This window comes from Microbacterium sp. MYb72 (assembly GCF_002979415.1).
In the GTDB taxonomy this organism is placed as follows: domain Bacteria; phylum Actinomycetota; class Actinomycetes; order Actinomycetales; family Microbacteriaceae; genus Microbacterium; species Microbacterium natoriense.
In genome coordinates, this window is record NZ_PCOT01000020.1 from 1 (window position 1) to 11,940 (window position 11,940).

Sequence of the window (11,940 nt, forward strand, 5' to 3'; positions counted from 1 at the left end):
AGCGCGCGGGAGCGGGCGCGGGCCGGGGTGCGGGCGGAGGACGCGGCGCGGGCCGATGCGTGGGACGCGGTGCAGCGCGATCGGGCGCCGGTCGCGGAGCGCCCCGAGCGTCCGGCGACGTTGGATGCTCCGCCGATGTTCTGCGACGAGCACATGCCTCGCGGGGCTGGGAAGGGGAAGTGCGGGCCTTGCCGGGATGCACGTCTGTACCGCGACGAGTGGATGCAGCGCCGGGTGTACGAGGACCGGCTCGCCACGTTCTACGAGCTCAGCGACGAGCCCGAGGAGGTCTGGGATGACGAACCGTTCTGACGCCCTCGGGGACTTCATCGAGATGACCGTCACGAGGTTCACGAAGGACCAGCAGTTCCGGGTTCGCCTGATGGCGGAGGCCGATGAGACCCCGCGGGAGACCGCACGCAAGATCGCAGCCGAGGCACACGCCGCGGCACTGAGGAGGACAGCATCATGAGCAACGAAACAGTCAAGGCCACCGTCTACCTGCAGGTGCAGCCGGAGTACAGCTACTGGGCCAAGCAGCGCCGAGAGCTCGACACTCCGACCGCGATCGACGGCGCGAAGGTCGTCGGCTACACGCAGAACAAGGCGCAGAAGCCGAAGCCTGGGACCGTCGAAGTGAAGATCACCGTCGAGCTTCCCAAGGGCGCATTCCTGCCCCTGCGTCCAGAGGCGATCGTCGTGATCCCCGAGACGCTCACCCAGCCCCACCCAGTCACGGTCGAAGCGTCCGACGCGAACGAGGAGAACTGACCATGAGCACGCACACGATGACGACGGATGCCGAGGGTCGCGCGACCTTCCGATGCACGGAGCCCGCTGACGCTGCCTGTCACGTCTGGGCGGACTGCCTCAGCGAGGACGGATGCGAGTCGAACGACGGCGACTGCACGCACACGCCGGTGCAGCACGACAACTGCATCTACTCCGTGTGGTGGAGCACACCCGAGGATGCGGAGTCCATGCATGTGGACGAGAACGGCGACAGCGAAGTGACGCCGAAGCCGAACATGATCGACGCGCCGATCGAGATCGAGTGGGATGAGTGCCCGCTGTGGTCGTTCGCTGGGGGAGAGGCTGCCTGATGGCCGGGGAAACGAGCATCACCGTCGTCGGCAACCTGACTGCTGACCCCGAGCTGCGTTACACGCAGAACGGCCTCCCGGTGGCGAACTTCACGATCGCGAGCACGTCGAGGAACTTCGACCGTGCTGCGAACGAGTGGAAGGACGGCGACGCGCTGTTCCTCCGTGCCTCGTGCTGGCGGGAGTTCGCCGAGCACGTCGCGGGGTCGCTGACGAAGGGCATGCGCGTCATGGCGCAGGGCCGCCTCCGTCAGCGGACGTATCAGGACCGCGAGGGCAATCAGCGCACTGCGATCGAGCTGGAGGTCGATGAGATCGGCCCAAGCCTTCGGTACGCGACGGCGCAGGTCACCCGCACCGCCCGGACGGCCGACGCGAACGGATCAGCGGCGCAGCCGTCGAACGAGGAGCCGTGGGCAACCACGGAACCGCCAGCAGAAGGGGCATGGGGTGATGACACACCGTTCTGAGGATGAGGACACCTGTCAGTGGTGCCACGGGAAGCTGTCGATCATCGTGTCCCGCGACCCGGATGAGGAGGTCGACTGCGTCTGCACCGAGAAGCCGGAAGAGACGGATGTCGAGCGCGTGGATGCCTTCGTCAAGAGCGCCGGAATCGAGCTGATGCCTTGGCAGCGCGACGTCGCGGTGCGTGCACTCGCGGGCGAGTCGATCACGCTCGCCGGCGGTCGGCGTTCAGGGATGACGACGGTCAAGCGCATTGCGGAAGGAGTTCGACATGTCTGAGCGCTACTGCATCCGTGGGTGCGTGGTCAGCGGTGAGCATTACGCCGCCTGCGCTCACTCCGGCCCCGACTACACGGGCATGTTCCCGTGCAAGGGATGCGTGGCTATCGAGGCGCGCGATGGCGTCCTGCTCTGCGAGCGCTGCTACCGGAGTCTGCGCCGGCACCTCGAGGACGCCGCTGACATCGTCGGGCATCTGCGTTCGATCGCGGACCCGACGAAGGCTGCGGTGTTCGATCGGATCCGGGTGCAGTCGTCGTCGATCGAGATCCCGGCGCCCGTGGCTGCTGACCTCATCGATGCGTCGAACGACATCACGACGACGCTGAACATGTGGGCGAACCACGTCGCGGGGGAGGACCGGCCCGGTGCTGGCCTCCCGGCCGGTGCGATGGCGGATGCCGCGCATGATGTGGTGCAGCTCGCCGTCGATGTGATCCTCGAGGACCTCGACCGCCTGGCGAACGACTCGCATCAGGTCTACTCGCTCTGCGAGGGCGTGATGGTCGTGCATAAGGATGCCCCGGATGTGTGGACGGTCGCTGATGCCGCTGTGCGGTGGCCGCTCGAAGATTCACCGCGGTGGGCGCAGGCCGCGTGCCCGGTGTGCGACCTGATGGCCGTGAGGATCCAGCCTGGCCGTAACGGTCGCCCGTCCCGGTATCGGTGCACGACGGACGACTGCGAATGGGAGGCGAACTCGAAGGATGATGGCGGCCTATGGGCGTCGGTGTTCGCTGAGCCGGCGCCGGCCGAGGTGCGACCGCATGACCCGCGCTGGCTGACCCTCGCAGACGCTGCACGCCTTGTCGAGCGCACCACGGGCACGGTCCGCAACTGGGTGACGCAGAACCTCCTCGCCCCGCAGATGGGCCGCTACTGGCAGGACGACGTGCTCGCCGTGGCAGCACAGAAGAGGGGAGAGGCGGCATGAGTACCTGGCTGACTCTCACGGAGGCCGCGAAGCGCATCCAGGGTGATGCGGCGCTCGCGTCTGCTGAGCGCCGCATCCGCCGGTGGGTGGAGTCCGGTGACCTGAAGCCGCTCGCCGGCCGCTTCCGCGCCGCCGATGTCCTCGCCACCGAGAAGAAGATGCGGTCGCGTCGCGGCCGCCCGCGCAAGCATGCACAGATTGGGAATTAACCAATGGCTATTCACTCTGAGGGAATTAACCCGACCGACAACGAGCGGGGCGCCCAGTTCGTGACGGATGCCGACCTCGACCGGTTCGAGAGCATCGCCACGCCGATCTACCAGAGCACCTTCGAGGCGGGGAAGGCGAGCAAGTACCTCGTCTCAACTCTCGGACAGTGGGTCATCCGACTGGTGGCAGAAGTTCGTCGGCTTCGTCGCACCGAGGTACCGGAGCCGCCGACGCGCGACGAGCGGGAGGCACTGATCGCCGCCGTGCAGCACGAACCCGACTGGGATACCGCAGAGCGGGGGAAGCCGATGCTCTGCTCGTGCGGGCAGAGCATCCCGGAGCCAGATTGGGACGCCGTCTACATGCATCGCGCCGATGCTGTGCTCGCTGCTGGCTTCCGTCGTTCCGAGGTACCGGAGCCGAGCGCCGAGACCGAAGACGAGATCGGCCCCGAGGAGTGCAAGGCGTGCGGTGAACTTAACACCGAGTGCCGGTGCGAGCTCGACTATGAAGCATGCTGTGGGTCTCCCAGTGGTCGGCATTTCACGCACTGTCCGACGTATCGGCCGGAGCCACAGGGCGAACCGTCCGACGCACAGGTGCTCGAGACGTTCCTCGGCAAGCTCGCGGGAGACGGTGCGTACACGCTCAACTTCACCTCCGCCGAAGCGCTGCACGGCCACATCGTCTCGCTGCTCAAGCGCGACATCGCCGCTCTGCGTGCTGCTGGGGTCGGGGGTGTGCGATGAGCGCTCTTCGGGTGAAAGACCCGCTGGGTGCCCGGTTCGCGGTTGCGGGCAACTGGCTGTATGACGGCGACGAACCGCATCGCAGTCGGACGGTCGGAGGTACATTCCGCGTCGCCGTCCTCGCGGACTCCGCCGAGAAAGCGATCGAGGAAGTGGCCGAGATGATGCGGCGGGACATCATCGTGACTGCATTGGAGATCGTGCGATGAGCAAGCACACACCGACAACCGAAGAGGTGCGCGACTACATCCGCGCGGCGGATCGTGTCACCGCGCACATGTTCGCGGCCGGCGCCGATTCCGTCGAGGCCTTCGACCACTGGCTGGCAAAGGTGCAGGCGGAAGCGTTCAGCGAGGGCGTCAACTTCATCGACGACCAGCCGGGGCCGTGGGGTGCCGGGATGGTCGCGGGACGCGCAGAGGCCGCCAGACGGCGCGCTGAGGCAGAGGGGATCGTGGACCTATGAGCTACACACCGTCGATGGACGAACTGCGCGAGGCGTGGTTGACCGCTGAGTACGAGGAGCGCGGCCACGGCACTTCCGACGACGACCTACGCGCGGAGTTCGACCGGGCGCTGGCCGTTCATGATGTCGAGGTGCGGGCGTCTGTCGTCCCTGAGGTCGGGATGCCATGTGCGAGCACGAAGCCGCACGCGGCGCACGCCTGGCAGATGAGCGCGACGGGCTGGTGTCTGTGCGCTGGTGTCGTAGCCGAGGAACCGGAATGGGTTGTCCCGCAGCGGTCTTGCCCCTGCTGTGCGGGTGCAACGGTGTGCACTGGACCGTCTCCGGTCGGCCTGTGTGAACCGTGCGGCGCGGCATGGATGGAAGGTCGTTGCGAGCACGAATGTGCTGGGCGGGCGGTGCGAGACGCTCAGGGAAAGCAGGGCGCCGCGGCGAAGCTGGAAGGAGCAGATCGTTGACGAGGTATGCGGTGATCAGCGTCGGGTGCACGGAGTGCAACGAGACTAGTGCGCCGGCGGTGACGCTCGTGACGGCAGACTTCGCTGAGGCATCGCCGGCCGCGGCAGAGCTCGCCCCTGGTCGACAGGGGGACGCGTTCGTGATTCGGCTCGACGATGGTGCGATCGTCGCGTATTCCGGCGGTGATTGGGGTGATGAGTGGATCGAAGAGGTAAAGCATCGGCAGATCGACGGTGTGGCTCTATGATCTGCACATGAGCCGTGAGAGCAGACAGCGAGCGGGCGCCGAGCACAAGCTCAGGCTCGAGCTCGCCAAGAAGCGGCGTGCAGTCGTGGCTGAGATCGCGCAACTGCTTGAGAAGTTCCCTTGCCCCGCCTGCAGACGGCGTTTGAAGGTGAACGAGCGATTCCGGATTCCGATCCATGAAGGGAAGGACGGCTCCCGTTGCTCGGGGTCGCTGCTCGCAATCGGGTGGTTCCCGGACGGCCTCGCCGCGGTTCCGTATGACCGGTACAACGAACCCGCGTCGGTTGACGCGAGGGCACTGCTCAGGCGGACCCTCTCGCCGGTGGCAGCGACCGAGCGTCGCTCCACGAGCGTCCTCGGCGACCGGCCCGCCCCCGGTAAGACAGTCTCAGGTGGGCTGCCGGGCTCGAAGCGATAGGGCGTTTCTGGCGCGCCATGGTCTACTTCTGACGAAGTTGCTGCCTCACCTGACCAAAGAAACATGTCAAACGTGTCCGGATGGTGTGTTAAGCTGTGCTTGCACCTGAACTATGACCCGAAGCCTCGCCGATCTGGCGGGGCTTTCGTCGTTCAGCTGTGGCCCCGCCACCACGCGCTCACATCCCTCTGCAGAGCGACCGCCGCCGCCATGACCTCGCGCAGCCCGTATGTAGTCGGGAGCGTAGAGCGAGCCGCACCGGGCTGGTCGCATGATGCGCACACTCGAGCGGTGATGGGCGGCGGGACGCAGTCGTTTCCGGGGAGGCGCCGTGTCGGACGTCATCCACTCCCGTGCCTACCGTGACCTTCGCGCCACGCTGAAGGCCGAGTGGCGGGCACGCAACGCACCGTGCGCTCTCTGTGGTCAGGCGGACATCGAGTACGACGGACCGCGCAACGCACCGAACAGCTTCGAGCTCGATCACAAGATCAGCCGGAAGCGGTGCCTCGCCATGGGGAAGCCTGAGCTGCTCCTCGATCCCACGAACTGTCAGCCATCGCACACGCGATGCAACAGGTCGAAGCAGGCCGGTGAAGGCAAGCCCACGATGGGCGAGACGAGTGAGGAGTTCTGATGGACAGCATGCGCAAGATCGCGATCACCGACGGTCCTCTGAAGGGCAAGACCGTCGAGGTGCACGTCAACGAGGTCACGTTCACCACGCACGCCGGGTACGGCCATTACGAGGTGACGAAGGACGGCGCGACGTGGCACCGCAAGCAGGCCGCCTCGGGCACGGAGACGGCTGCACCGAAGGCCCCGCGCAAGCCTGCACGCAAGGCGCCCGCGAAGCCCACGGCGCCGGCCTCGACCGTCGCTCCCGTCGAGCAGCCTGAGTCGAAGGCCGAGTGATGGCTGCCATCGTCTCGACCATCGAGGGCAAGGTGCTCATTCAGGTGGGGGACAGTGAACCGGTCGAGGTCGGCACTGTCGAGATTCCCATCCCCGTGAGCACGAAGCACCAGCCCGCCAAGCGCGGACGCGAGGTCGGAACGGCTCACGTCGAGATCCAAGCGTTCACGGACTGAGGAGGCGCAAGTGCTCGATCGGTATGTGGCTGCAGGCATGGTCGAAGAGGGTAGGGGCGTCCCAATCTCTGCAGACTGACGACCGAGGCCACTTCTCCGGCAGTGATCTCTCTCCCCCCGCACCGTGAGGAGGGGGTCGCGCGCGATAAAGGAGTACCCCCGATGCGAGTGATCGTGATGGCCGGCACGAAAGCGTCCGGATTGATGGAGGCGAAGAACCTCGACATCGACCCGGTCGCCATCGTGACGCCGCGCTCACCGGATGCTGCGCGAGGCATCGTCGCTGACCGCATCATGGAGGCCTCGTCGCTGACGCCTGAGATGCGCGAGAAGCTGATTGACGGCGTGACGCCCTCCATCGTCACGACTACCACTGGCATCGACATGGTCGCGGCGACCGAGAAATCGCTCGACGCCGCGTCGAAGACCCTGACCGACATGGATGCCGGCGCTATCGAAGCGCTGCGGGCGCTCGCGCGGAAGATCGATGCCTGGGATCAGATCGTCGACTGGGCGCTCGAAGACGCTGCCGAGACGAAGGGCGCGCGACCAGCAGTGCCGCAGAACGACAACGTCTCGATCTCGGCGTACCTGAAGTACTGCGATCAGCTCGGCCTCACTCCGACCGGCCGGAAGGCGCTCGGGGTGAAGGACGGGGGCGAAGGTGGCAAGAAAGCCAAGCTCCACGCGCTCCGCGGCGGCAAGTCGGCGTAGCGCGACCAAGGGCCCGGGTGCGGCGTACCTGAAGGCCGTCGGTGGGCCGACGCGCTCGGAGTCATTCCGCACCCGCGTCGGATGCACCGAGCCGCGCATCTGCACGCCGCCTCTGCGTGAGCTCACCCCGGCGACGTCGAAGGGCTTCGCCTGCATCGAGTTCGCCGAGGAAATCCTCGAGATCGAACTGCTGCCATGGCAACGCGCGCTGCTGATCCGCGCGCTCGAACTGAACCCCGACGGCACCTACCGTTTCAAAACCATCCTGCTGCTCGTCGCCCGCCAGAACGGCAAGTCGACGCTGATGCAGGTGCTCGCCCTGTGGCGCATGTTCGCCGAGGGTGCACCGCTCGTCATCGGCACAGCACAGTCACTCGACATCGCCGAGGAACAGTGGGCGGGCGCGGTCGAGATCGCCGAGGGAATCCCCGAGCTCGCCGAACTCATCCAGCACGTCGACCGCACCAACGGGAAGAAGGCGCTGCGCCTCGACTCCGGCGAGCGGTACAAAGTCGCCGCGGCATCACGTCGCGGCGGCCGCGGCCTCTCCGGAGACCTCGTGCTGCTCGACGAACTGCGTGAACATCAGAACTGGCAGGCGTGGGGCGCGGTCACCAAGACCACCATGGCGCGAAGGCTCGCGCAGATCTGGGCCGCATCCAACGCCGGCGATATGGCCTCCGTCGTTCTCCGTCGCCTCCGCTCGCTCGCGCACCGCGCGCTTGGCTGGCCTGACGGCAAAGACGGCATGGACGACCTCGACAAGCTCGGGGACACACAGGACGAGACGACCGAGGTCGACGACTCGCTCGGCATCTTCGAGTGGTCGTCGGCGCCCGGCCGCGACGTGTGGGATCGCGAAGGCTGGGCCGAGGCGAATCCCTCGCTCGGCTACACGATCGACCTGCGCTCGATCGCCGCCGCGGCCTCGACGGACCCCGAGTGGGTGTTCCGCACCGAGGTCATGTGCCAGTTCGTGAACATGCTCGGAACCGGACCGTTCCCGACCGGCTCATGGGCGGCCACACTTGACGCGAAGAACTACCGCATCGAGCGCGACGTCACCCGCGACCCCGACCGGCCCGCGTGCTACGGCATCGACATGTCGCACGACCGCACGATGGTTTACATCGCGCTCGCCTTCTGGGACACCGAGGGTCGGATCCGCGGCGAGATCGTCGCGCAGCGCGCCGGCCCCGACTGGGTGCTGCCGTGGCTGCTCTCCCCGGCGAGGAAGATCGCACCGGATCGCGTCGCATTCCAGCGACGCGGCGCACCGATCTCGTCGATGTGGGGCGAGTTCGAGGACGCCGGCATCGCGGTCACGCCGTGGGGCGAGGACAAGCTCGCCGGATGGCACGGCGCCGTGTACGACATGATCCGCAAGGCCGCGACCGACGAGTCGCCGAAAGACGAGACCGAGGACGAGTTCCGCGATCGCGTGCGCATCTCGCACGGCGCACAGCCCGTGCTCGATATCGCCGCTTCGACCGCGCAGATCAAGCCTGTGGGTGACGGCTGGGTCATCGACCGCAAGGCATCCCCGGCGGATGCCTCGCCGCTGCTGGCGTTCATCGCCGCGGTCGGCCTGCTGCAGACCAACCCGGCGCCGCCTTCGGCATCGGCCTACGAGAGCAACGACCTCATGGTCGTCTGACGAGAGGTGCTGACATGGGTGCATTCCGCAAGGTGCTTCTGCTCCGAACCGTGATCGTGAACCTCACGAACGGGGCATCCATCTCGGGCGTGCTGTACCGCGATCCGGGGAACCTGATCGTCCTGAAGAACGCGACCTACTTCGAGCAGGGCACGGAGCCGGCGTCTCTCGATGGCGACACCGTCATCGACCGCGCACAGGTGTTGTTCGTGCAGGCACCGTAGGGGAGGGCACACGATGGTTTTCGCCGTCTCCGAGGGCAAGCTCCTCGCCGTTCAGAAGCCGAGCTATCAGGCGCCGACCGCGCTGCGTATCAGCGATGACCTCTCGCAGGACTACTCGTCGATCTATCGCCAGCAGCCGTCGGTCCGAACGGTGGTCGACTTTCTCGCCCGCAACGTCGCGCAGCTCTCGCTGCACACGTTCCGCCGCCTGGATGACTCCGACCGTGCGCGCGTGACGGATCACCCGTTCGCGCAGATGATGCGCACGCCGAACCCCTACACCACGGGCTACCGCCTGATCTTCTCCCTCATCGCCGACCGGGGCATCTACGATCGTGCGCTCTGGGTGAAGGTGTTCCAGGACGGCAAGTCGATGCTGGTCCGGATCCCGCCGCGTCTGTGGACGATCAAGGACGACGACAACTGGCTCGCGCCGACGGAGTTCATCGTCAAGGGCAACAAGGGCAAGACCACGCTGGCGGCGAAGGACGTCGTCTACTTCCGCGGGTACAACCCCGAGGACGAGCGTTACGGGCTCTCACCGATCGAGTCACTGCGCCGCGTGCTCTCCGAGGAGTACGCCGCAGGCCAGATGCGCGAGCAGGCGATGCGCAACGGCGCCCGGATTGGCGGATACATCCAGCGCCCTGCCGGCGCTCCCGAGTGGTCAGACCCCGCGCGGCAGCGCTTCGCCACCGGATGGCGCTCGCAGTACGCCGGCCAGACTGCGACTGAGGGTGGCGGTACCCCCGTGCTCGAGGACGGCATGACGTTCGTCGCCGCTGGTCACTCCGCGAAGGACATGCAGTACATCGAGGCACGCAAGCTCTCCCGCGAGGAGGCGGCCGCGGCGTACTTCATCCCGCCGCCCATGGTCGGAATCCTCGATCACGCGACGTTCGGCAATATCGAAGAGCAGCACAAGATGCTCTACCAGGACACCCTGGGGCCGATCCTGCAGGAGGTTCAGCAGGAGATCGCGCTGCAGATCCTCCCGGACTTCGACGACGCTGACGACCTCTACAACGAGTTCAACATGCTTGAGAAGCTGCGCGGATCGTTCGAGGAGCAGGCATCGCAGATGCAGTCCTCGGTCGGCGCCCCGTTCCTCACTCGGAACGAGGCGCGCGCGAAGCTGAACCTGCCACGCATCGAAGGTGCTGACGAACTCGTCGTGCCGCTGAACGTGCTCGTCGGCGGCCTCGCCTCTCCCACCGATCAGGTATCGGCGGGATCCGGTGGAGGCTCGCTGCCCGAGCTCGAGGCGACGACCTCCGATGCGCTCACCGCAGACGAGATTCAGACCCTCGTGAACGCGGCGGCCACGCTGATTCGTTCGGGCTTCGACCCGGTCGAGGCGCTCATCGCCGTCGGCCTGGATCCGATCAAGCACCTCGGCCTGCTGCCCGTCACCGTTCAGCGGCCGCAGGAGCCGGAGAACGTCGACCAGGAAGCGGTCGACGACCTCAAGGGGCGGGTGGTGCGGGTCAAGTCCCGACCGTCTGCAGCCCAGGTTGCGAAGTCGGCGCAGGTGCTCACGGAGTTCTTCGACAGGCAGGAACGCTCCGTACGTTCCGCGCTCGGCGCTAAGGACGCGGACTGGTGGGACGGCGAGCGGTGGGATCGAGAACTCGGCGGGGCCCTGCTGGCGCTCTCGTCCTCGATCACCACGGCCGTCGCCCGCAAGCAGCTCGAACGTCTCGGCGTCGACCCTGACGAGTACGACGTCGATCGGACGATGGCGTGGATGCGGAAGGTCGCATCCGCAAACGCATCGAGTATCAACGCCGCCACCGAGGCCGCCGTCACCGCGGCGATCGCGAGCGACGAGGACACGCCGGCCGCGGTCGCACACGTCTTCGACGTCGCGAAGTCCGCGCGAGCGCAACAGGGCGGGCTCACGCTCGCGACCTCGCTCGCCGGATTCGCCTCAGTCGAAGCCGTGCAGCAGGTGCGAGGCACCCGATCCGCGACGAAGACGTGGATCGTCACATCCAGCAACCCCCGAGCATCGCACGCCGCGATGGCCGGACAGACGGTTCCCATCGATTCCACGTTCACGAACGGCGCCAAGTGGCCGGGCGACAGCTCAGCACTCGACGTCGACGAGGTCGCCGGCTGTTCCTGCGACGTCGAGATCAACTTCGAGTAGGAGGGTCCCGCGATGGATCTGAAGATCTGCACCGTCAAGGTCAAGGCGATCGGCGACGAAACCGCCGACGGGACTTTCCAGGCCTATGCCTCCGTGTTCGACAACGTCGACAGTTACGGCGACGTGGTCCGCAAGGGCGCGTTCGAGCGCACGCTCGCCGAGTGGGCCGAGAAGGAGGAGAAGCTGCCGCTGCTGTGGGGGCACGACTTCTACGACCCCTTCTCGAACATCGGGCACATCGAGGAAGCGAAGGAAGACGAGCACGGCCTCTGGGTAGAAGGCGTCCTCGACCTCGAGAACCCGAAGGCCGCGCAGGTGTACCGCCTCATCAAGGGCGGCCGCGTCGCGCAGATGTCGTTCGCCTTCGACACCGAGTCCTCGCGACGAGGCACGGTCGACGGCATCGACGTGAACGAGCTACTCGACCTGACCCTCTACGAGGTGTCCGTCGTGCCGCTCGGTGCGAACGCCGAGACAGAGATCCTCGCAGTGAAGCACGGGCTGAAGGCCGGCCGGGTGCTCTCCGCGAAGAACGAGACCGCGCTGCGCTCCGCGCTGGAACAGATCCAGTCCGGAGTGACAGCGGTGAAGGACGTGCTCGCCGCAGTCGGCGAGTCCGAAGACGAAGGCAAGGCCCGCGGAAGCGAACCGGCCAAGACGACCGAAGAGCCCGATGGGGTCAAGGCCGTCGAGGAGCCCACGCGCACGCCGTCCGCCCTGACGCGTCTGCAGCTCGAGCTCGCGCAGGGCGAGTTCGAAACCATCTAGT

General features: G+C 66.7%; 21 protein-coding genes. All 21 read left to right on the top strand.

The genetic code is table 11. The features are described 5' to 3' along the window. Window positions 1-312: hypothetical protein (locus CQ047_RS11985; protein ID WP_219844618.1), on the top strand; the 312-nt coding region annotated here is incomplete at its 5' end. Beyond that, window positions 296-472, top strand: a complete 177-nt coding sequence (locus CQ047_RS18880) for a hypothetical protein (RefSeq protein ID WP_181155922.1) — start codon at window positions 296-298, stop codon at window positions 470-472. The genes CQ047_RS11985 and CQ047_RS18880, both read left to right, overlap by 17 nt. Further along, a complete protein-coding gene (locus CQ047_RS11990; RefSeq protein WP_105675539.1) occupies window positions 469-771 on the top strand; it encodes a hypothetical protein in 303 nt (100 codons plus the stop codon). Before CQ047_RS18880 ends, CQ047_RS11990 begins: the two co-directional genes overlap by 4 nt. Before the next feature lie 2 nt (window positions 772-773). Next, entirely contained in the window at window positions 774-1,103 is a 330-nt protein-coding gene (locus CQ047_RS11995) for a hypothetical protein (protein WP_105675541.1), read from the top strand. Next, window positions 1,103-1,573, top strand: coding sequence for a single-stranded DNA-binding protein (locus tag CQ047_RS12000; RefSeq protein ID WP_105675543.1), 471 nt, complete (start codon window positions 1,103-1,105; stop codon window positions 1,571-1,573). The genes CQ047_RS11995 and CQ047_RS12000 overlap by 1 nt, the downstream gene beginning before the upstream one ends. After that, complete coding sequence (locus tag CQ047_RS12005; protein WP_105675545.1) at window positions 1,557-1,850, top strand: hypothetical protein; 294 nt, start codon at window positions 1,557-1,559, stop codon at window positions 1,848-1,850. The genes CQ047_RS12000 and CQ047_RS12005 overlap by 17 nt, the downstream gene beginning before the upstream one ends. Beyond that, on the top strand, window positions 1,843-2,784 hold the full coding sequence (locus CQ047_RS12010) for a hypothetical protein (RefSeq protein WP_219844619.1): 942 nt from the start codon (window positions 1,843-1,845) through the stop codon (window positions 2,782-2,784). The genes CQ047_RS12005 and CQ047_RS12010 overlap by 8 nt, the downstream gene beginning before the upstream one ends. Continuing rightward, entirely contained in the window at window positions 2,781-2,993 is a 213-nt protein-coding gene (locus tag CQ047_RS12015) for a hypothetical protein (RefSeq protein WP_105675547.1), read from the top strand. The genes CQ047_RS12010 and CQ047_RS12015 overlap by 4 nt, the downstream gene beginning before the upstream one ends. A 3-nt stretch (window positions 2,994-2,996) precedes the next feature. Continuing rightward, window positions 2,997-3,743, top strand: a complete 747-nt coding sequence (locus CQ047_RS12020) for a hypothetical protein (protein ID WP_105675549.1) — start codon at window positions 2,997-2,999, stop codon at window positions 3,741-3,743. Beyond that, entirely contained in the window at window positions 3,740-3,952 is a 213-nt protein-coding gene (locus tag CQ047_RS12025) for a hypothetical protein (protein ID WP_146114338.1), read from the top strand. Before CQ047_RS12020 ends, CQ047_RS12025 begins: the two co-directional genes overlap by 4 nt. Beyond that, window positions 3,949-4,209, top strand: coding sequence for a hypothetical protein (locus tag CQ047_RS12030; RefSeq protein ID WP_105675553.1), 261 nt, complete (start codon window positions 3,949-3,951; stop codon window positions 4,207-4,209). Before CQ047_RS12025 ends, CQ047_RS12030 begins: the two co-directional genes overlap by 4 nt. 517 nt (window positions 4,210-4,726) lie before the next feature. Then, window positions 4,727-4,915, top strand: a complete 189-nt coding sequence (locus CQ047_RS12035; RefSeq protein WP_146114339.1) for a hypothetical protein — start codon at window positions 4,727-4,729, stop codon at window positions 4,913-4,915. 7 nt (window positions 4,916-4,922) lie between these two features. Then, window positions 4,923-5,333: a hypothetical protein gene (locus CQ047_RS12040; protein ID WP_105675557.1), complete on the top strand. Its 411-nt coding sequence runs from the start codon at window positions 4,923-4,925 to the stop codon at window positions 5,331-5,333. A 331-nt stretch (window positions 5,334-5,664) separates the two neighbouring features. After that, window positions 5,665-5,970 carry an HNH endonuclease signature motif containing protein gene (locus CQ047_RS19240; protein WP_105675559.1) on the top strand — a complete coding sequence of 102 codons (306 nt, stop codon included), beginning with the start codon at window positions 5,665-5,667 and terminating at the stop codon, window positions 5,968-5,970. Further along, window positions 5,970-6,248 (top strand): hypothetical protein, encoded by a 279-nt coding sequence (locus CQ047_RS12050; protein WP_105675561.1) that lies wholly within the window; start codon window positions 5,970-5,972, stop codon window positions 6,246-6,248. The genes CQ047_RS19240 and CQ047_RS12050 overlap by 1 nt, the downstream gene beginning before the upstream one ends. Next, window positions 6,248-6,424: a hypothetical protein gene (locus tag CQ047_RS18885; RefSeq protein ID WP_181155923.1), complete on the top strand. Its 177-nt coding sequence runs from the start codon at window positions 6,248-6,250 to the stop codon at window positions 6,422-6,424. Before CQ047_RS12050 ends, CQ047_RS18885 begins: the two co-directional genes overlap by 1 nt. Before the next feature lie 162 nt (window positions 6,425-6,586). After that, entirely contained in the window at window positions 6,587-7,138 is a 552-nt protein-coding gene (locus tag CQ047_RS12055) for a hypothetical protein (protein ID WP_105675563.1), read from the top strand. Beyond that, window positions 7,089-8,795 (top strand): hypothetical protein, encoded by a 1,707-nt coding sequence (locus CQ047_RS12060; RefSeq protein ID WP_219844620.1) that lies wholly within the window; start codon window positions 7,089-7,091, stop codon window positions 8,793-8,795. Before CQ047_RS12055 ends, CQ047_RS12060 begins: the two co-directional genes overlap by 50 nt. A 14-nt stretch (window positions 8,796-8,809) precedes the next feature. Next, window positions 8,810-9,019 (top strand): hypothetical protein, encoded by a 210-nt coding sequence (locus CQ047_RS12065; RefSeq protein ID WP_105675565.1) that lies wholly within the window; start codon window positions 8,810-8,812, stop codon window positions 9,017-9,019. 13 nt (window positions 9,020-9,032) lie between these two features. Further along, complete coding sequence (locus CQ047_RS12070) at window positions 9,033-11,171, top strand: phage portal protein (protein ID WP_181155924.1); 2,139 nt, start codon at window positions 9,033-9,035, stop codon at window positions 11,169-11,171. A gap of 12 nt (window positions 11,172-11,183) precedes the next feature. Next, window positions 11,184-11,939, top strand: coding sequence for an HK97 family phage prohead protease (locus CQ047_RS12075; RefSeq protein ID WP_105675569.1), 756 nt, complete (start codon window positions 11,184-11,186; stop codon window positions 11,937-11,939). Window position 11,940 lies beyond the last annotated feature (1 nt).